Source organism: Burkholderia cepacia GG4 (assembly GCF_000292915.1).
In the GTDB taxonomy this organism is placed as follows: domain Bacteria; phylum Pseudomonadota; class Gammaproteobacteria; order Burkholderiales; family Burkholderiaceae; genus Burkholderia; species Burkholderia cepacia_D.
The window spans coordinates 2,094,147-2,114,194 of the sequence record NC_018514.1; the positions used below are offsets into that span (position 1 = coordinate 2,094,147).

Below are 20,048 nucleotides of genomic sequence, written 5' to 3' on the forward strand. Positions count from 1 at the left end.
GCCCCGGAAACATCCGCCGCGCCCGGGCTCGCCGGCGGGCGTTTCGACCGTCGTTCCGGGTCGGTTCGCACCGGGTTCTCCGGGCGGTTAGCCGCCTGCCGGGCCCGCCGCACCGGGCCCGCCAACGCATTTGCGCGTAAATCAGGTCTTGCCCCAACTCCCCGGACAGCCGATACTCGCGTATTCCGCGAAATACGATCCCACCGGCTTCAATCCACGGTAATTCCTATGAGCACGATTCTCGAAAGCCTCCCGACCGGCCAGAAGGTCGGTATCGCCTTCTCCGGCGGCCTGGACACCAGCGCCGCGCTGCACTGGATGAAACTGAAGGGCGCCGTCCCGTACGCATACACGGCGAACCTCGGCCAGCCCGACGAAGACGATTACGACGCGATCCCGAAACGCGCGATCGAATACGGCGCAGCCGGCGCCCGCCTGATCGACTGCCGCGCGCAGCTCGTCGCCGAAGGCATCGCGGCGCTGCAAAGCGGTGCGTTCCACATCACGACCGCCGGCGTCACGTACTTCAACACGACGCCGATCGGCCGCGCCGTGACGGGCACGATGCTCGTCGCCGCGATGAAGGAAGACGGCGTCAACATCTGGGGCGACGGCAGCACGTACAAGGGCAACGACATCGAGCGTTTCTACCGCTACGGCCTGCTCGTGAACCCGGATCTGAAGATCTACAAGCCGTGGCTCGACCAGACGTTCATCGACGAACTCGGCGGCCGCGCCGAAATGTCCGAATTCATGAACCAGGCCGGCTTCGCCTACAAGATGTCGGCCGAGAAGGCGTATTCGACCGACTCGAACCTGCTCGGCGCGACGCACGAGGCGAAGGATCTGGAAAGCCTCGAAAGCGGCATCAAGATCGTGAACCCGATCATGGGCGTCGCGTTCTGGCGCGACGACGTGAAGATCGCCGCCGAAGAGGTGACGGTGCGCTTCGAAGCCGGCCAGCCGGTCGCGCTGAACGGCGTCGAGTTCACGGACCCGGTCGAGCTGCTGCTGGAAGCGAACCGCATCGGCGGCCGCCACGGCCTCGGCATGAGCGACCAGATCGAGAACCGCATCATCGAGGCGAAGAGCCGCGGCATCTATGAAGCCCCGGGCCTCGCGCTGCTGTACATCGCGTACGAGCGTCTCGTCACCGGCATCCACAACGAAGACACGATCGAGCAGTACCGCGAGAACGGTCGCCGCCTCGGCCGCCTGCTGTACCAGGGCCGCTGGTTCGACCCGCAGGCGATCATGCTGCGCGAAACGGCGCAACGCTGGGTCGCGCGCGCGATCACCGGCGAAGTGAAGATCGAACTGCGCCGCGGCAACGACTACTCGATCCTGAGCACGAAGTCGCCGAACCTCACGTACCAGCCGGAACGCCTGTCGATGGAGAAGGTAGCGTCGACGTTCTCGCCGCGCGACCGGATCGGCCAGCTGACGATGCGCAACCTCGACATCACCGATACGCGCGACAAGCTGCGCGTGTATTCGCAAGTCGGTCTGCTGACGCCGGGCGAATCGTCGGCGCTGCCGCAAATCAAGGGCGACGGCGACAAGTAAGCCGTTTCGCTCGAAGCCGGGGCGCGTAGCCGATACGCGGCCCGGCCGGGCAGGCCGTGTGTGCGTCGGTGCATACGCGGCCTGCCGTTTCCTCCGCCTCTTCCCCGCCTCTCCTCCGTTTCCCCTTCCCGTTTGCCCGCGATCGCAGCACGCCGCATCATGCGCAAGCGACGCTGCAACGCCTTGCCGAGCATGGCAAGCTGCGAGTCGTTCGATTCCTGTCCGTGCTCATGACTTCCCTCACCGTCATTCACCTGAACGGCCCGATCAACAGCGGCAAGACGACGATCGGTCGCGCACTCGCACGCGTGCTGCCCGACGCGCGCTTCATCGACGGCGACGATCACGATGCGCCCGAAGACGTACCGTTCGACGTGCAGTGGGCCATCGCGCTGGAACGCCTCGTCATGCACATCGCGGACGCGCGCGAACGTCATCTGGTGATCGCCTATCCCATCGGCGAAGCGGAGTTCGAACGGCTGCACGCCGCCTGCGCGGCACGCGATGCGCGGCTGTATGTCGTGACCCTGGCGCCGCCGGAAGCGGTCGCGGCGTCGGATCGCGGCGTGCGCACACTGACGGACCGGGAACGGCAACGGATCGCCGAGATGTATCGGGAAGGGTATGCGGCGCGCGCGTTCAGCGATTGCCTTGTCGATACGTCGAAGGCATCGGCCGATGAGTGTGCGGCGGATATCGCACGCCGCGCGGCGCTTCCCGCACGTTGACGCTGCCGTTTCGGTCGCGCACCGTCACGGAGATCCTCGCCGCCGTCCCGTGTATCCTCGGGACTTTTCACCACCCGTGAACGACACCCGATACGACCTGACGACACGATGCGGCGCCATCCTCGCGTGGATCGCGGTCATTGAAATCGGCGCGATGGTGATGTGCTACGGCGATGCGAGCTCGATGGCGGATCCGTATGCCGGCGTAGGCGTGCTCAGCCCCGGTCTCCGGGTCATGGCTGCGATCTCCGTCCTGGCGCTTGCCGTCGGCATCGGCTGCCTCGCGGCCGACACGCCGAAACCGGACCAAGCGCCACGGACCTCGTTCCGTGTCGCGCGACCGCCGCACCTTCTGCTCTGCATCCCGGGCGCGTGGTTCTGGCTCCATGCGTGAGCGACGTCCCGGCCGGTGAGTCCGCGCCGCGTGCGCGTCCGGATGCATGATTGCGGACGCGCCTCGCCTTCAATGATGATGCTGCACCCGCGACACGACCGGCTCGCGCGCGCCCTTGCGGCTCAGCACCAGCGTGACGACCGCCGACACCGCGAGCGTGCCCGCGACCACGTACAACCCGGCCGCGTACCCGCCCGTCACATGCTTGAGCCAGCCGATCGCGAACGGCCCGACGAACCCGCCGAGGTTGCCGATCGAGTTGATCATCGCGATCCCCGCGGCCGCGCCGGCACCTGACAGGAACGCGCTCGGCATCGCCCACAGTGGCGCCTTCGCGGCGCTGATCCCGATGTTGACGACGACCAGCGCGAGCACCGTCAAGAGCGCGGTGCTCGCGTGCCCCGCGCACACGAAGCCGATGCAGGCCAGCACGCACGGAATCACGACGTGCCACGTGCGCTCGCCGGTGCGATCCGAATGCCGCGCCCACCCGATCATCGCGACGACCGCGGCGATGCTCGGGATGCCGGTCAGCAGGCCCGTCTGCAAAGCGGTGAAGCCGAACTGCCTGACCATCAGCGGCGCCCACAGACCGAGCGTATAGAGGCCCGCCGACGTGCCGAAATAGATCAGCGCGAGCGCCAGCACGCGCGGGTCGCGCAGCGCCTGCCACGCGCCGGCCGTATGCCCGGCATGCGTGTGCCGCGCGTCGGCTTCGGACTTCAGCTTCGCGATCAGCCAGTCGCGCTCGTCCGGCTGCAGCCACGCGGCCTTCGACGGCGCATCGGTCAGGCACTTCAGCACGACGAAGCCGAGCACGACCGCGGGCAGCGCTTCGACGATGTACAGCATCTGCCAGTCGGCGAGCCCGAACATCGGCGGCATCTGCATGATCGCGCCCGACAGCGGCGAACCGATCGCGGTGGAGATCGGCGCCGCCGCCATGAACCATGCGGCGGCCACCGCGCGCTGCTTCGCCGGAAACCACAGGCTCAGGTACAGGATGATGCCGGGGAAGAACCCGGCTTCGGCCACGCCGAGCAGGAAACGCAATGCGTAGAAGCTCGTCGGCCCGGCCGCGAACGCGGACACCGCCGACACGATGCCCCACGTGATCATCACGCGCGCGATCCAGATGCGTGCGCCGACGCGGTGGAGGATCAGGTTGCTCGGCACTTCAAACAGGAAGTAGCCGATGAAGAACAGGCCGCCGCCGAGCCCGAACGCGGTCGGCGACAGGCCGATCGCCTGGTTCATCGTCATCGCCGCGAAGCCGACGTTGACGCGATCGAGAAAGCTGACGAAGTAAAGCAGCATCACGAACGGAATGATGCGCCACATCAGTTTCCGCGCGACGCGAGTTTCCAGATCCGCCTGCATGTGTCTCCTCCTGCGAGGTCGAGCCGTGCTCTGTCCTCGCGTGCTCGGTGCGTACTGGCCGGTGTCACGACGAAGCGTGTGCACCGGCACCCGGCTCGCGTCGAACCCGCGAGTCGCGGGCAGCAAATGCCGGGGCGGGGCGAAGCGCCGGTGAACGGCCGCGCGCATGCGCCGCCGTCGCCATGCTCGCCGCCGTCAGGCTGCGACCGCCGCGTTCGCGACGCGCTCGCAGACGGCGGCCGTCACCTGCGCGGTCGTCGCGCTGCCGCCGAGGTCGCGCGTATGCAGCGACGGGTCGGCCGTCACGGCCTCGATCGCCTGCATCACGCGCGCGGCCGCGTCGGTCTCGCCGAGATGCTCGAGCAGCATCACGACCGACCAGAACGTGCCGACCGGATTCGCGAGCCCCTTGCCCATGATGTCGAACGCAGAGCCGTGGATCGGCTCGAACATCGACGGATAGCGGCGCTCCGGATCGATGTTGCCGGTCGGCGCGATGCCGAGGCTGCCGGCGAGCGCAGCGGCGAGATCGCTGAGGATGTCCGCGTGCAGGTTGGTCGCGACGATCGTGTCGAGCGACGCCGGGCGGTTCACCATGCGCGCGGTCGCGGCGTCGACGAGTTCCTTGTCCCACGTGACGTCGGGGAATTCCTGCGCGATCTGCTTCGCGATCTCGTCCCACATCACCATCGCGTGACGCTGCGCGTTGCTCTTCGTGATCACGGTCAGCAGCTTGCGCGGGCGCGACTGCGCGAGCCGGAACGCGAAACGCATGATGCGTTCGACGCCGGCCCGCGTGAGGATCGACACGTCGGTCGCGGCCTCGATCGGATGACCCTGGTGCACGCGGCCGCCGACGCCCGCATATTCGCCTTCCGAGTTCTCGCGCACGATTACCCAGTTCAGGTCTTCCGGCCCGCAGCGCTTCAGCGGCGCGTCGATGCCGGGCAGGATGCGCGTCGGGCGCACGTTCGCGTACTGGTCGAAGCCCTGGCAGATCCTCAGGCGCAGGCCCCACAGCGTCACGTGGTCGGGCACGTCGGGGTCACCTGCCGAGCCGAACAGGATCGCGTCCTTGCCGCGCAGCGCGTCGAGGCCATCGGCCGGCATCATCGCGCCGTGCTGGCGGTAGTAATCGGCGCCCCAGTCGAAATCCTCGAACTCGAACGCAAAGCGGTCGCTGCCGCGAGCCAGTGCTTCCAGCACCTGCTTGCCGGCCGGCACCACCTCCTTGCCGATGCCGTCGCCGGGAATGGTCGCGATACGGTAGGTCTTCATGCTGACATCCTCGATTGCGCGTGAGCGTGAATGCACTTTACCGAACCGGGAGTGCAGAAACCGGGGCTATACTCAAAGCATCTTTAACTTCAATTCACAAATCCCGTCATGGCGGATACCGTCCAGCCGGCCGATCTCGGCTTCTTCTCGACGCTGGCCGCGTCGGGCAGCCTGAGCGCGGCAGCGCGTGAGCTCGGGCTGACCGCGGCGGCCGTCAGCAAGCGGCTCACGCAAATGGAGCGGCGCGCGGGCGTGACGCTCGTCAACCGCACCACGCGGCGCATGATGCTGACGCCCGAGGGCGACGTTTATCTCGACTACGCGCGCCGGATCCTCGACCAGATGGACGAGCTGGGCGAACTGCTCGGCAGCGCGAAGCAGCGCCCGAAGGGGCTGCTGCGCGTGAACGCGACGCTCGGTTTCGGGCGCAGCCACGTCGGCCCGGCGATCTCGCGCTTCGTTGCGCGCTATCCGGAGGTGTCGGTGCAGCTGCAGTTGTCGGTGATGCCGCCGCCGCTCACGGACGACGCGTTCGACGTGTGCATCCGCTTCGGCGAGCCGCCCGACACTCGCGTCGTCGCGCGGCGGCTCGCGCCGAACCGCCGGCTGCTGTGCGCGGCGCCCGCATATCTCGCGCGGCACGGGACGCCGGGCACGCCGCACGAACTGGCGCGGCACAACTGCATCGGCATCCGGCAGGGTGACGAGGGTTACGGGATCTGGCGCCTGACGAACGGGCGCGGCGCGGCGCGCAACACGGAAGCCGTGCGGATCAACGGCAACCTGACGACCAACGACGGCGAGATCGCGGTGAAGTGGGCGCTCGACGGGCACGGGATCCTGATGCGCGCCGAATGGGATATCCGCGACTATCTGGCCGACGGGCGCCTCGTCGTCGTGCTGCCCGACTATGAGACGCCGAGCGCGGATATCTATGCGGTGTATGCGCAGCGGCATCAGATGTCCGCGCGGATCCGTGCGTTCGTGGATTTTCTGGCGGGAGAGCTGGGCGGGTGACGGGGGCAGGCGCCAATACACTCTGCCGTATCAAGATCGCAGCGTGGTCGTGGCCGGCGCCGGCAGCCGCGCGCCGCACCGAATACAATGCCCCGATCCCCCGCTGCTGCGCCAACCTGCCGGAGCCGCCATGTTCGACCTGACTACCCTGACCACCTTCACCGCCGTCGTACTGGGTCTATTCCTGATCCCCGGCCCCGCCGTGCTGCTCGTGCTGAGCCGCACCGTGCAGGGCGGCCGCAAGACCGGCATCCTGACCGGGCTCGGCGTCGCGAGCGGCGACTTCGTGCACACGCTGTTCGCAGCCGCCGGGCTGTCGGCGCTGCTGATGACGTCGGCGCTCGCGTTCAACGTCGTGAAGCTGGTCGGCGCGGCATACCTGATCTACCTCGGCGTGCGCGCGCTGCTCGACCGGCCGTCCGATCCGTCGCTGCCGAAGGTGTCGCCCGTCACGCCGCTGAAGGCGTACCTGCAGGCGATCCCGGCCGAAGTGCTGAACCCGAAGACCGCGCTGTTCTTCCTCGCGTTCATGCCGCAGTTCGTGCATCCCGAACGCGGCTCGACGTTCGTGCAGTTCGCGGTGCTCGGGCTGATCTTCGTCGTGCTCAGCTCGCTCTACACGACGCTGATCGCCTGCTCGATCCGCCCGCTCGGCCGCCTCGTGAAGCGGCTCGCGTGGCTCACGCGCTGGCAGGGGAAGATCATCGGCTCGATCTTCATCGCGCTCGGGTTGCGCGTCGCGGTGCAGCAGCGCTGACGCGCGTGAGCGGCTGATTGCCGCGCCTGCCCGACTACAACGCCCCCAGCGCGTCCCGCACCCCGTCCCAATCGAGCCCGAACCGCGCAAGATACTTGCGCAACCGGTCCGCATCGTTCGGCTGCCTCTTGCTCTGCCGCGACACGGCGAACAGCGTGCGGCCGGCCTCCGACAAACTCGCCGACACTCGGCACACATCGAGCACGCGTTCAAGCTGCACGCGGTCGAACAGGTCGAGTTCCGCCGCGCGCGCACCGAACACCGCGTCGACGCACGCGTCCGCGGCCCGAGCACCGCCCGGCGATGACCAGGTGCGGATCAGCCGATCGACCTCGTGCTCCGCAATCGCTTCGGTAATCCGCCCCGAATCGGCCAGCGTCGCCATCCGCGTGACCGATGCGGACAGCTCGCGGAAGTTGCCGGCCCATGCCGCGCGCGGCGACGCCGCGAACGCGAGATAGCGCCGCTTCGCCTCCACGTTGAACCGCACCTGTTCGCCCTGCTCTCGCCCGAAGCGATCGAGTTCGAATTCGAGGTTCGGCTCGATGTCCTCGCGACGCTCGGCCAGCCCGGGCAATTCGTACGTCCACAGGTTGATCCGCGCATACAGGTCCTCGCGGAACGTGCCGGCCGCCACCATCTGCCGCAGGTCGCGATGCGTGCCCGCGATCAGCTCGAAGTCGCTGGTCGCCTCGACGTCCGCACCGACCGGCAGGAAGCGCTTCTCCTCGATCGCCTTCAGCAGCATCGCCTGCTCGTCGAGCCCGAGTTCGCCGATCTCGTCGAGAAACAGCAGGCCACCGTCCGCCGCGCGCAGCAAGCCCGCGCGTGCGGACTGCGCGCCGGTGAACGCGCCTTTCACATGGCCGAACAGCGTCGACATCGCCGCATCGCCACGCAGCGTCGCGCAGTTGATCTCGATGAACGGCCCCGCGAGCCGATGACGGCCGCGCTTCAGTTCGTACACGCGTTTCGCGAGAAACGACTTGCCAGCGCCGGTCGGACCGACGAGCAGCATCGGCGCACGCGAGCGCACCGCCACGCGCTCCAGTTGCTCGATCAGCGCGTTGAAGCGCGCGTTGCGCGTCGCGATGCCGGCCTTCAGGAACGACACCGTTTCGTCGCGCTCGCGCGTGAAGCGCTGGGCGATCCGGTTGTAGCGCGACAGGTCGAGATCGATCACCGATACCGTGCCCGGCCCGCTCGGCCCTTCGTCGGTCTGCTTCGGCGGCCCCGTCTGCACGAGACGCGCGGGCAGGTAACGCGCTTCCGCGAGCAGGAACCAGCAGATCTGCGCGACGTGCGTGCCGGGCGTGATGTGGATCAGGTAATCCTCGTGCTCGAGGTCGAACGGGTAGGCGCGCGCGTAGTCGTGCAGCGTCGCGTAGACCTCCTCGAAATCCCACGGGTCGCGGATCGTGACCGGCGTGAGCCGCACGTCGGTATGCGGCGACAGCTGCGCGAGCTCGTCCCGCACGTGATTCGCGAGACGCACGTATTCCTGCGGATACAGCAGTTCGAGCCGGTCGATCTTCAGGTCGGGGTGTTCGCACAGCGAAATCGTCGGCCGCCATTTGGGGTAGCGACGCGCCGTGCGGTCGCCCTGGTCGAGCACGATGCCGAGAAAGCCGATGGCGACGGTCTTGCGCATGTTTATCTCGTGGGATAAGAGACGATCCAATTGTATCGAAATTCCATGCTTCTCCAATGCGGAGCGCATGGGCGCTCAATGCCAAAAAACAAACAATTCCCTTTTATTTTCAAACACATCAGAAATATCTCGAGCACAAACGCGCCCACTGGCACGCTCCTCGCTCAATAGAAGGCGCCGGATGTCCCGCTGGCCCGCGAGCCAGGGTTCACAAAGCCCTGCTGGTGCGCCGCCGCCGAACCTCGTTCGTCGCGGTCGCGTATGCCGCCATGGACGGACGAAGGCAAAGGGGCGCGCTCAGGCATGCCACGTCCGGGTTCGAATCCCGGGGCGCCCATTGTTCGGAAGCTCATTCTGGTGGAGCAACCGGTGCAAGCCGGTGTGTGGCGGGTTCGAATCCCGTCCGAACGCCGTCCGCAAGGACGGTCGGTTGATCGAAGCAGTACCGCCGGTGCGGGCCGACAGGCCCGCCGCGCGTCGGACCGGTTGCGGTTCCGCGCGATCGGCCGGGCGGCCGGACGGCCCGCGCGAATGCGCACGACGACGCGATGCAGGAGGCGTCGCCGCGTGCTGCAGCGCCGGGCCAGCGCGCCGCCCGCCCGATCGCGTCGCACCCCGATCCGTGCGATGCGCGTCGCCCGGCGGCCATTGAAGAAAAGGACAAGAATATGTGGAAGCGTCATGTGGTGAAAAAGAACGAACGCGCGCTGCTGATGAATGAGGGCGATTTCGTGAAGGTGCTGGAACCGGGCGTGTTCAAGGCATTCGATCCGTTCAGGCGGCTGTCGGTGCAGACCGCGCGTCTCGACGCGCCGCTCGCCGACCAGGCGCTGGCCGACTACCTGCGTCACGACGCGCAGCACGTGCTCGCGCAATACTTCGTCGCGATGGACCTGACCGACGACGAAGCGGGCCTGCGCTACGAGGACGACGTGCTCGTCGAGATCCTGCCGCCCGGCACGCGCCGGCTGTACTGGCGCGGCCTGATCGCGCATCGGCTGGAGCGCGTCGATCTCGCGCGGGACAGCATGCTGCCGGCCACGCTCGTGAAGCGCATCGCGCAACCGGCGCTGCGTGCGCGCGGCATGGCGGGCCTGATCGGCGTGCTGCTGGCGCAGGTGCCGGCGTATCACGTCGGGGTGCTGAAGATCGACGGCAAGATCGAGCGGCTGCTGGATGCGGGCGTTGCGGCATTCTGGCGCTTCAATCGCGACGTGTCGGTCGAGCTCGTCGACCTGCGCCTGCAGGCGCTCGAAGTCGCCGGCCAGGAAATCCTGACGCGCGACAAGGTCGCGCTGCGGCTGAACCTGTCGGCGACGTGGTGCTATGCGGACGTGCTGCATGCGTTCGGCCAGCTGCAGAAGCCGGTCGAGCACCTGTATCGCGAGCTGCAGTTCGCGCTGCGCGCGGCCGTCGGCACGCGCTCGCTCGACGAACTGCTGGAGGACAAGCAGGCGATCGACGAGGTCGTGATCGCACAGGTGCGCACGCGCCTCGCGCAGTCGGGCGTGGACGTGCGCAGCGTCGGCGTGAAGGATATCGTGCTGCCGGGCGACATGAAGACGATCCTCGCGCAGGTAGTCGAAGCGGAAAAAGCCGCGCAGGCGAACGTGATCCGCCGCCGCGAGGAAACGGCGGCGACGCGCTCGCTGCTGAACACCGCGAAGGTGATGGAAGAGAACCCGACCGCGCTGCGGCTCAAGGAGCTGGAAACGCTCGAGCGCGTCGCGGAACGGATCGACCGCATCTCGGTGTTCGGCGGTCTCGACCAGGTGCTGAACGGGCTCGTCAGCATCAAGGGCGCTTGATGCAGGAAACGGCGCGGCGCATGGGTGCCGCGCCGGACGCATGAACGAATGGTGAAGCCAATGAGTGACAACGATTATCAGGTGATGGAACTGGCGAACGGCAAGCCGGTGAAGATGTGGACGCAAGGCGTCGCCGTCGAGGACGACGCGCGCACGCAATTGCGCAACACCGCGCAGATGCCATTCATCTTCAGGCACGTCGCGGTGATGCCGGACGTCCACCTCGGCAAGGGCTCGACGATCGGCAGCGTGATCCCGACGAAGGGCGCGATCATCCCGGCCGCGGTCGGCGTCGACATCGGCTGCGGGATGATGGCCGCGCGCACGACGCTTGCGGCATCCGACCTGCCGGACGCGCTCGGCGGGCTGCGCAGCGCGATCGAACGCGCGGTGCCGCATGGGCGCGCGCCGGGCCGCCGCGACCCGGGTGCGTGGGGCGATCGCACGCCGGCCGCCGTGACCGAGTCGTGGAAGTCGCTGCTGCCGGGTTTCCAGCGGATCGTCGCCAAGTATCCGAAGCTGGAAAAGACGAACCACTACGCGCATCTGGGCACGCTCGGCACCGGCAACCACTTCATCGAGGTGTGCATCGACGAAACCGACCACGTGTGGTTCATGCTGCACAGCGGCTCGCGCGGTGTCGGCAACGCGATCGGCAGCCTGTTCATCGAACTCGCGCAGGCCGACATGCGGCAGCACATCGCGAACCTGCCGGATCGCAACCTCGCGTATTTCACCGAGGGCAGCCGGCACTTCGACGATTACGTCGCAGCGGTCGGCTGGGCGCAGGACTACGCGCGCCGCAACCGGCAGGCGATGATGGACGCAGTGATCGGCGCGGCGCGCAGCGTGATCGGCAAGCCGTTCGCGGTCGACGAGCACGCGGTGAACTGCCACCACAACTACGTGCAGCGCGAACGCCACTTCGGCGAGGACGTGCTCGTGACCCGCAAGGGCGCGGTGTCCGCGCAGAAGGGGCAGCTCGGGATCATTCCGGGTTCGATGGGCGCGAAGAGCTTCATCGTGCGCGGGCTCGGCAACCCGGAAAGCTTTTGCTCGTGCAGCCACGGCGCCGGCCGCGCGATGAGCCGGACCGAGGCGAAGCGCCGCTTCACGGTCGACGACCAGGTGAACGCGACGCGCGGGGTCGAATGCCGAAAGGACGCAGGCGTCGTCGACGAGATCCCGATGGCCTACAAGGACATCGACGCGGTGATGGCGGCGCAGCGCAGCCTCGTCGAGGTGGTGCATACGCTGCGTCAGGTGGTGTGCGTAAAGGGATAGCGCGACGCAGTGAACGCCCGCCGACAGACGAACGGCGCGATGCCCGCAGGCATCGCGCCGTTTCCGCATCTGCCCGCGTTCGGCCGCGGTCGCACGAATCGTCACCCTGGCGGCGGTATACTCGATGCTGCCCGGCGCGCTCGACTCGCCCTGCGCGCTTACGATGCGCTTGCAACCGGACATCCGCCCTTCGCCCCGTCACCGCCGATACGAACCGTCATGTTTCGTCATCTCCCGCTTGCTGTCGCCGTCGCCGTGCTCACCGCGTCGCTCTCCGCCGCCGCTCGCGATCGCGCGCAACATTCGGTCGCGCGCGACTTCAAGAACTGGTCGGTCGTGTGCGACAACGCGAACCGCTGCGTCGCCGAGGCCGGCAACGACGACATCGACGACGCGCGCACCAGCATGATCGTGCGGCTCACGCGCGACGCCGGCCCCGATGCACGCCCGCTGCTGGAAATCTTCGCATCGACACCCGTCGACCTGCGCACCGCGCGTGCGGACGGCCAGCCGTTCGACGCAGTGCCGGCCGAATGGCACGCCGCCACCCGGACGGGCAGCGGGGATGACGACGTCTATCCGTTCCGTACCCACACCAGCGATCCGACGACGGTCGACGCATGGCTGACCGTGTCGCACAACGCGCAGATGCTGAGTTTCGGCGACCCGGCGGCCGCGCAGGCGCCGCGCGTGTCGTTGTCGGGACTGAGTGCCGCGCTGCTGCTGATCGACGACACGCAGGGCCGCATCGGCACGGTCACGGCGCTGCTGCACAAGGGCACGCGGCCCGCGTCGTCGGTGCCCGCCGCGCCGGCGCTACCGCCCGCGCCGGTTCCGGCACCGCGCGTGGCCGACCTCACGCCGGCCGAACAACGGCCGCTCGTCGACGCGGTGTTCGACAAGTTCGGCGGCAACGTGAAGCGTTGCGCAGCCGATGCCGGCGACGAAATGTCGACGCGCGATCGCCGCAAGACGGCGACGGCCATCGCGATCTCGGCCGCCGATGCGATCGTGTCGATCCCGTGCCAGACGAGCAGCGCGTACAACCATACCGACCTCTGGTATCGCGTGCATCGCACCGCGCCTTACGCACCGGCGCCGCTGGACTTCGGCGAGCACGCGAGCGCGGGCCTCGACCCGGCGTCGTTCGCGAACCAGTTGACGGAAGCAAGCTACGATCCCGCGCACGCGACGCTGTCGAGCCTCGACCGCGTGCGGAGTGCCGGCGATTGCGGATCGAGCGCATCGTGGGTGTTCGACGGCCGGCGCTTCGTCCTGAACGATGTCGCGATGCACGGCGCCTGCAACGGGCTGTTCCTGGCTCAGTGGCCGCGGCTCTATCGCACCGCAGGCTCGACCGAAAACCCGCGCTGACGTGAGACCGTCACATCACGCGCCGACGATTGAGATCGAGAACCCGTCCCAGCCCTTTAGCCCCACCGTCTGCACAGCGGTCGTCACGAGATTCGGCTCGGCGACGATCCGGGCGAATCCGTTGCGCACGCCGACGACGTCCGGCTCGTGATTGTCCGGATCGGCCACCCGCCCGCGCCGCACGACGTTGTCGACGACGATCACCGTGCCCGGCCGCGACAGCTTCAGCGCGGCATCCAGATAGACGGCGTTGTTGTCCTTGTCCGCGTCGATGAAGATGAAGTCGAACGGTGCCTCGCCCGCGTCGACGAGCCGCGCGAGGCTGTCCGTCGCGCTGCCGACGACGACCGACACGACCTCCGCGAACCCGGCGCGCGCGATGTTCTGCGTCGCGACCTGCGCATGGTCGGGGTTCAATTCGAGCGTCACGAGCCGGCCGCCCGGCGGCAACGCGCGCGCAAGCCAGATCGTGCTGTAACCGCCGAGCGTGCCGACTTCGAGGATGCGCCGTGCGCCGCGAATCGTCGCGAGCAGCTGGAGCAGCTTGCCCTGGTTCGGCGCGACGTTGATCGCGGGCAGCCCGGCCGCGTCGCTTGCCGCGAGCGCGGCGTCGAGCACGTCATCGGACGGCACGAGCGTCGCGGAGAAATACGCATCCACCTTGTTCCACTGATCCTGATCCATCGCGCACCTATCGTCTGTGGAGCAGGCATTCTATGCGTCGCGCCTCCATAAGCAACCAACCATTCGTTCTAAAGGTAGCGGCGCACGTGCTCCTATAATCGGTCGACCATCACAACAACACACGGAGCACCCATGACCGATCAGGCCTCTTCGAACTGGCGCCTCGAAACCATCGCCGTGCACGGCGGCTATCGCCCCGACCCGACCACACGCGCGGTCGCGGTGCCGATCTACCAGACCGTTGCGTACGCATTCGACGACACGCAGCACGGCGCGGACCTGTTCGACCTGAAGGTCCAGGGCAACATCTACACGCGGATCATGAACCCGACGACGGACGTGCTCGAGCAGCGGATCGCCGCGCTCGAGGGCGGCATCGGCGCGCTCGCGCTGGCATCGGGCCAGGCGGCCGTCACGTATGCGATCCAGACGATCGCGGAAGCCGGCGACAACATCGTGTCCGCCAGTTCGCTGTATGGCGGCACCTACAACCTGTTCGCGCATACGCTGCCGCAATACGGGATCACGACGCGCTTCGCCGATCCGCGCGACCCGGCATCGTTCGAGCCGCTGATCGACGCGCGCACGAAGGCGATCTTCGCGGAGTCGGTCGGCAACCCGCTCGGCAACGTGACCGACATCGCCGCGCTCGCCGAGATCGCGCACCGCCACGGCATCCCGCTGATCGTCGACAACACGGTGCCGTCGCCGTACCTGCTGCGCCCGTTCGAACACGGCGCGGACATCGTCGTGCACTCGCTGACGAAATACCTCGGCGGCCACGGCACGAGCCTCGGCGGTGCGATCGTCGACTCGGGCAAGTTCCCGTGGACGCAGCACGCGGACCGCTTCAAGCGGCTCAACGAGCCCGACGTCAGCTATCACGGCGTCGTCTATACGGAAGCGTTCGGGCCGGCCGCCTATATCGGCCGCGCGCGCGTCGTGCCGCTGCGCAACATGGGCGCGGCGATCTCGCCGTTCAACGCGTTCCAGATCCTGCAGGGTATCGAGACGCTCGCGCTGCGTATCGAACGCATCAGCGACAACGCGCTGAAGATCGCGCAGCATCTCGCGCGCCACGAACACGTCGAGTGGGTGAACTACGCGGGGCTGCCCGATCACCCGGACCACCCGCTCGTCGCACGCTACCTGTCGGGCCGCGCGCCCGGCATCCTGACGTTCGGCGTGAAGGGCGGCCGCGACGGCGGGGCAAGGTTCCAGGACGCGCTGAAGCTGTTCACGCGGCTCGTCAACATCGGCGATACCAAATCGCTCGCGACGCACCCGGCGTCGACGACGCACCGCCAGCTGTCGCCAGCCGAACTCGCGAAGGCCGGCGTGAAGGAGGAAACGGTGCGGCTGTCGATCGGCATCGAGCATATCGACGACCTGCTCGCCGATCTCGACCAGGCGCTCGCGCAACTGTGACCGGAACGGGCGCGCCGGCTCGCCGGTGCGCCCGCGTCAAATGCGTTGACCTTGAGGCCGCTTCAAGGTGTTCAATCGCCGGTTGATGCCGGGGCAACGCCCGGCACGCAACCGCCGAGGCCCCATGACACCAACCGTGAAGCTTGCGCTGCTCACGTTACCGTCGCCGCTGGCGGCCTGCTTCGGCACCTTCGCCGCCGCATGGCGCGCGCCGGGCCCGACAACGTCGAGCGTCATCCACGTCGTCGCGCCAGCCGGATACGTGTCGACGATGCATGACGAAAATTTCATGTCCCGATCAGGCTCGCGAAGCGGTCGTGTCGCTACGATCCCGCGTCAGGCACGCCCCTGCTTCGCGCGCCGGCGTTGCACCAGCCAGTCGAGCAGTTGCCGGCCGTCGCGTTCGCCGAACCAGCGCGCATGCCCGATCAGGTAGCCGTCGTACGCGATATCGACGATCGCCGGGGCGTCGATGATGCACCCGAAATACGCCACTTCCGACAGCGCGAACTCCGTATGCACGATCGGCAGCATCGCGACCAGCGCCGCATACGCATCGTCGCTCAACGGTTCGAGCGATTCGTAGCCGTCGAGCAGCGCATCGATGTGCGCGTATTCGACGCGGCGCGCATCGGCCGGCGCCATCCAGTCGACCGTATTGCGCTCGATCGCGAGCGCGACATCCATCACCGCGCAGGTGCGATCCGACAGCCCGAAATCGAGCACGGTGCGCACCTGCGCGCCGGGTCCGGCGTCGGTCCACAGCAGGTTCGACGCATGCCAGTCACCGTGCGTCCAGAGCGGCGGCAGCGCCGGCAGCAGCGGCACGAGCCGCGCGTGATACGGGCCGATCGCATCCGCCACATCGCCGCGCCAGTCGCGCGTGCCGAGTGCGCACCCCAGCAGCGGCTGGGCATCGACCCAGCGTTCGAGCGCCCCCGCCAGGTCGGCGGACGACAGCACGCGGAAACTCGACAACAGCGTGCGCACGGGCCGCGCCGGCGCATCGTAACCGGCCGACGCGCGATGCAGTTCGGCCAGCGCGCGGCCGGCCGCGTAAGCATGCGAAGGATGCGTGAACGGCTGCCACGACATCACGCCCCGATACGGGTCGACGCCGGGCGCGACCACATGCACCTCGTACGTCCAGTCGCCGGACGCAAAGGCCGTCGCGCCGTCGCGATCGGCCAGCACGTCCACCACCGGCATGCCGCGTGCGCGCAGATGCGCGATGAAACGATGCTCTTCCTCGAGCCCCGCGACGTCGCGCAGGCTCACGTGATGCCGCTTGACGAACAGCGCGCGGCCGTCTGTCATCCGCACCAGCGCGGCCGCCGCGAACTGCCGCGGGCTGTGCCACGTCAACCGCGCCGGCTCGCCGGCGCCATCGATCCTTGCGAGCAACGCAGCCACCTCGTCGTGCGTCATCAGCGGCCAGTCGCGTTCGGCCTGCTCGCCGTCGACACCGAACTGCGGCGGTGCGACGTCCCGCGATAGCGGCCCGTCCGGCTCGAGTGGAAATGACATGAACGACGTTGCTCCGTGGTTGAACGACCCGTGAATCAGCCCGCCGGGCTTGCGGTCGCGCGCAGCGCGTCGGCCGTCCGGCTCCAGTCACGCCAGCCGATGACGGCGAGCGCGATGAACAGCGCATAGAGTCCGGCCGTCAGATACAGTTCCTTGAACACGAACATCCCGACATACACGACGTTCACGACGATCCACAGCCCCCACGACGCGATGTAGCGTCGCGCGGTCCAGTATTGCGCGACGAGGCTGAACGCGGTCAGCGATGCATCGACGAACGGCAGCGCCGCATCGGTCCAGCGCGCCATCATCCCGCCGAGCAGCGCACTGCCGACGACGGCCGCGATCAGGTCGGGCAGCATCTGCCGCGGCCGCACGCCGGTGACGGGCGCGACGTCGCCTTGCGGCGCCGCGCCGCCGCTCGCCTCCAGCGTACGCTGCGCGATCCAGCGGCGCCAGCCGTACACCTGCAGCACCGCGAACGCGCCCTGCAGCAGCATGTCGGAATACAGCTTCGCGTCGAAGAAGATCCAGCCATACAACGCGACCGACGCGAGCCCGACCGGCCAGCACAGCATGCGCCGCTTCGCGGTCAGCCAGATCGCGAGCGCGCTGACGATCACGCCGGCGATTTCGAGTGGGGACATCGTCTGTGCTCTCCTGGGTAGCTGCCGGAGCCGCGCGTCACGCGGCCGGATCCGGTCGATCAGAAATCATAGGTCAACGATACGCGCGCGGTGCGCGGCGCGCCCGGGAACAGGTACGCGTCGCCCTGCTGCTCGCCCGCGTCGCGCCAGTAGAACTTGTTGAACAGGTTGTCCACCGACACGCGCAGCACCGCGCGGTGGCCGCCGATCTTCGTCGTATAGCGTGCGCCGAGGTTGAACACGAACCACGACGGCACGCGCGCGGTGCCCTCTTCGTTCGCGTTGCGCCCGGCGCTGTACTCGACGCCGCCCAGCATGTTCAGCCCCGCGACGCCCGGCACCGCGTAATCCGCATACAGCGACGCGCGCAGCGCCGGCACGTTGATGATCTGGTGCCCTTCGTACGCCGGCGAACCCGAATCGTACGCGCGTGCGCGAATCGCCGCGACGCTGGCCGTCAGCGACAGCCGCTCGGTGAGCCGCCCGGCCGCGCCGAGCTCGATCCCCTGGTGCCGCTGCGTGCCGCGCTGCACGAACGTGTAGCTCGTGCCGGACGCATCGGGGTCGGCGAACTGGAACGGCTTGCTGATCGAGAACACGGCGGCCGTGAGGCTCAGCCGGTCGAGCCAGTCGTATTTCGCGCCGAGTTCGAACTGGTGCGATTCGACCGGCGGCAGGAACGCATACGCATTGGTCGCACGCACCGGCGCCTGGTCGCCGAGCGACAGCGCCTTGCTGTACGACGCGTACAGCGACAGCACGTTCACCGGCTTGTAGACGAGCGCGACCTGCGGCAGGAACACCGAGCGGTCGGTGTGCGTCGCGGCGCCGTCGAGGCTGTCCCAGCTGCGCTGGCGCAGCAGCACTTCCTTGCCGCCCGCGAGCACCTGCCAGTGCTCGCCGATGCTGATGCGGTCGAGCCCGAACACACCGTACTGCCACGCGTCGAGTTGCGGATACGACGGCCCGGCCGTATTCGGCGACGGCGCAAACGTGACGTCGGGCCCATAGATGTTCTCGCTGCCCACGTAGTCGTACACGGCATTGGCCATGTGCACGACGCGACGCTGCACGCTCACGCCGAGCGTCAGCTCGTGATGCAGCGGGCCCGTCGCGAACCGGCCCGTCGTCACCGCGCGCAGGTCGTCGTTGCGACGGTATTCGCCGGGGCTGCGGAAGTCGTACACGTCGTAGTCGCCGTTCGCACCGAAGAAGAACGGCGACGTCGTGCCGGCCGCGCAGCTCGGCGCATACGAACAGCCATACGCGAACGCGCTGTTGTCGTCGATCATCGTGCGGCTGCGGCCGGCAGCGATGTAGGCCTTCCAGTCGTCGTTGAACTGGTAGTCGAAGCGCGCGTTCAGGTTCAGCGCGTCGGTCGTCACCGGCTTCGCCCACGGTTGCGTGCCGAGCGCCTTCGACGTCGTCTTCACGGACGGCACGACCGTGCCGCCGAGCAGCTGGTAGCCGGGCGCGGAACGCTGGATCCACTGCTGGAATTCCGCGTTGAGCTGCAGGCTCGCGCGCGGGCTGATGTCCCAGTCGGCGGCGATCGAACCGAACGTGCGCCGTCCGTTCGTGCCGTCGATATACGAGTGCATGTTCTCCTTCGCGGCATTGATCCGGAACCCGAACTGATGGTCGGGACCGAAGCGGCGGCCGAGATCGACGGCCGCGGACGTCGAGCCGCGGCTGTCGACGCCGGCCGTCACGCTTGCGACGTTCGCGGAGCGCTTCGTCACGAAGTTGATCACGCCGCCCGGCGCGACCACGCCGCTGTCGATGCCGGCGAGCCCCTTCAGGATCTCGACGCGCTCCTTGTTCTCGAGCGGCACGTTCTGCTCGCCGGACACCGTCAACCCGTCGATCCGGATCGCGCTCGCGAGATCGACCGGGAAGCCGCGGATCGCAAAGCCTTCGTAGTAACCGACCGGCGCATAGTCGTTGACGACCGACGCGTCGTTGCGCACCACGTCGCTCAGGCGCTTCGCCTGCTGGTCGTCGATCTGCGCGCGCGTGACGACGCTGACGGAGGCCGGCGTGTCGCGCAGCGGCGCGTCGTCGAGCCCCGCGACCGACGCTGCGCGCACGCGCAACGCGTTGCCGCGCTCACCGCTGACCGAGATCGCCGGCAGGATCGTGCTGCCGGCAGCATCGGCGTCCGATGCTGCCGGCGCGTCGCCCTGTGCCGCGGCGGCCTGCGCCGCGATCAGCGTCAGGCCGAGACCGACGCCAAGCCCGACCTTCGCGCGCCGCCGCCGTGCGGGCGACGCTGTTGTTCTATTCACCGTCATTATTCTGGATGGAAAACTCGCCACTCGACCCTGTCGAAACACTCGAAACACGTTACGAAGCTGCGAAGCGCGCGCCCGCGCACGATTGCGCGACGGGCCCGGGGAGCCGCCGGGTACGACCGTCGACACGACATGCATCGCACGAATCAGACGATCCGGCCGCACGCGGGCCGATCGATCGGAAAACGCAGGATGGGACGTCGGATTCAGGTGACGCGCCGGGGCACCGAC

General features: G+C 68.0%; 17 protein-coding genes and 1 tRNA gene. 10 read left to right on the plus strand and 8 right to left on the minus strand.

Going from position 1 to position 20,048, the window contains the following annotated elements; all coding sequences use genetic code 11:
• Positions 1–228: 228 nt before the first annotated feature.
• The 3 genes from argG (at position 229) to GEM_RS25025 (ending at position 2,688) form a co-directional block, all read left to right on the plus strand.
• On the plus strand, positions 229–1,566 hold the full coding sequence (gene argG, locus GEM_RS25015; protein ID WP_014900204.1) for an argininosuccinate synthase: 1,338 nt from the start codon (positions 229–231) through the stop codon (positions 1,564–1,566).
• Positions 1,567–1,796: 230 nt separating this feature from the next.
• Positions 1,797–2,294, plus strand: coding sequence for a shikimate kinase (locus tag GEM_RS25020; protein WP_014900205.1), 498 nt, complete (start codon positions 1,797–1,799; stop codon positions 2,292–2,294).
• Between the two features lie 76 nt (positions 2,295–2,370).
• Complete coding sequence (locus GEM_RS25025) at positions 2,371–2,688, plus strand: hypothetical protein (RefSeq protein WP_041490821.1); 318 nt, start codon at positions 2,371–2,373, stop codon at positions 2,686–2,688.
• Positions 2,689–2,757: 69 nt separating this feature from the next.
• On the opposite strand, the gene GEM_RS25030 is transcribed toward GEM_RS25025, so the two are convergent.
• Both GEM_RS25030 and GEM_RS25035 read right to left on the minus strand, forming a co-directional pair.
• Positions 2,758–4,068 carry an MFS transporter gene (locus GEM_RS25030; protein ID WP_014900207.1) on the minus strand — a complete coding sequence of 437 codons (1,311 nt, stop codon included), beginning with the start codon at positions 4,066–4,068 and terminating at the stop codon, positions 2,758–2,760.
• A 195-nt stretch (positions 4,069–4,263) separates the two neighbouring features.
• On the minus strand, positions 4,264–5,346 hold the full coding sequence (locus tag GEM_RS25035) for a tartrate dehydrogenase (RefSeq protein ID WP_014900208.1): 1,083 nt from the start codon (positions 5,344–5,346) through the stop codon (positions 4,264–4,266).
• Between the two features lie 108 nt (positions 5,347–5,454).
• Between GEM_RS25035 and GEM_RS25040 the strand changes: the two genes are divergently transcribed.
• Together GEM_RS25040 and GEM_RS25045 are read left to right on the plus strand one after the other, a co-directional pair.
• The gene (locus GEM_RS25040) at positions 5,455–6,363 is read left to right on the plus strand and encodes a LysR substrate-binding domain-containing protein (RefSeq protein WP_014900209.1); all 909 of its coding nucleotides are present in this window, start codon (positions 5,455–5,457) and stop codon (positions 6,361–6,363) included.
• 130 nt (positions 6,364–6,493) lie between these two features.
• A complete protein-coding gene (locus GEM_RS25045; protein ID WP_014900210.1) occupies positions 6,494–7,120 on the plus strand; it encodes a LysE family translocator in 627 nt (208 codons plus the stop codon).
• 34 nt (positions 7,121–7,154) lie between these two features.
• Here GEM_RS25045 and rtcR read toward each other — a convergent pair whose 3' ends face one another.
• Positions 7,155–8,771 (minus strand): RNA repair transcriptional activator RtcR, encoded by a 1,617-nt coding sequence (gene rtcR, locus GEM_RS25050; RefSeq protein ID WP_014900211.1) that lies wholly within the window; start codon positions 8,769–8,771, stop codon positions 7,155–7,157.
• Positions 8,772–9,109: 338 nt separating this feature from the next.
• Between rtcR and GEM_RS31560 the strand changes: the two genes are divergently transcribed.
• From GEM_RS31560 to GEM_RS25065, 4 genes are all read left to right on the plus strand, one after another.
• Positions 9,110–9,182 (plus strand) — tRNA-Cys (locus GEM_RS31560).
• A gap of 257 nt (positions 9,183–9,439) precedes the next feature.
• Positions 9,440–10,579, plus strand: coding sequence for a slipin family protein (locus GEM_RS25055; RefSeq protein WP_014900212.1), 1,140 nt, complete (start codon positions 9,440–9,442; stop codon positions 10,577–10,579).
• Positions 10,580–10,639: 60 nt separating this feature from the next.
• On the plus strand, positions 10,640–11,863 hold the full coding sequence (locus tag GEM_RS25060; protein ID WP_041490822.1) for an RtcB family protein: 1,224 nt from the start codon (positions 10,640–10,642) through the stop codon (positions 11,861–11,863).
• A gap of 219 nt (positions 11,864–12,082) precedes the next feature.
• Entirely contained in the window at positions 12,083–13,237 is a 1,155-nt protein-coding gene (locus GEM_RS25065; RefSeq protein ID WP_014900214.1) for a DUF1176 domain-containing protein, read from the plus strand.
• 15 nt (positions 13,238–13,252) lie between these two features.
• On the opposite strand, the gene GEM_RS25070 is transcribed toward GEM_RS25065, so the two are convergent.
• Positions 13,253–13,921 (minus strand): O-methyltransferase, encoded by a 669-nt coding sequence (locus tag GEM_RS25070; protein ID WP_014900215.1) that lies wholly within the window; start codon positions 13,919–13,921, stop codon positions 13,253–13,255.
• Positions 13,922–14,053: 132 nt separating this feature from the next.
• On the opposite strand from GEM_RS25070, the gene GEM_RS25075 reads away from it, so the two are divergent.
• Entirely contained in the window at positions 14,054–15,349 is a 1,296-nt protein-coding gene (locus tag GEM_RS25075) for an O-acetylhomoserine aminocarboxypropyltransferase/cysteine synthase family protein (protein WP_014900216.1), read from the plus strand.
• Between the two features lie 36 nt (positions 15,350–15,385).
• Here the strand turns inward: GEM_RS25075 and GEM_RS32000 are convergent, their stop codons facing one another.
• From GEM_RS32000 to GEM_RS25090, 4 genes are read right to left on the minus strand one after another with little or no spacing between them, the layout of a single operon-like run.
• Positions 15,386–15,640, minus strand: a complete 255-nt coding sequence (locus GEM_RS32000; RefSeq protein WP_187293257.1) for a hypothetical protein — start codon at positions 15,638–15,640, stop codon at positions 15,386–15,388.
• Between the two features lie 45 nt (positions 15,641–15,685).
• Positions 15,686–16,876 carry a phosphotransferase enzyme family protein gene (locus GEM_RS25080; RefSeq protein WP_014900217.1) on the minus strand — a complete coding sequence of 397 codons (1,191 nt, stop codon included), beginning with the start codon at positions 16,874–16,876 and terminating at the stop codon, positions 15,686–15,688.
• A gap of 35 nt (positions 16,877–16,911) precedes the next feature.
• The gene (gene pnuC, locus GEM_RS25085) at positions 16,912–17,523 is read right to left on the minus strand and encodes a nicotinamide riboside transporter PnuC (RefSeq protein ID WP_014900218.1); all 612 of its coding nucleotides are present in this window, start codon (positions 17,521–17,523) and stop codon (positions 16,912–16,914) included.
• A gap of 59 nt (positions 17,524–17,582) precedes the next feature.
• A complete protein-coding gene (locus GEM_RS25090) occupies positions 17,583–19,817 on the minus strand; it encodes a TonB-dependent siderophore receptor (protein WP_014900219.1) in 2,235 nt (744 codons plus the stop codon).
• Positions 19,818–20,048: the final 231 nt, after the last annotated feature.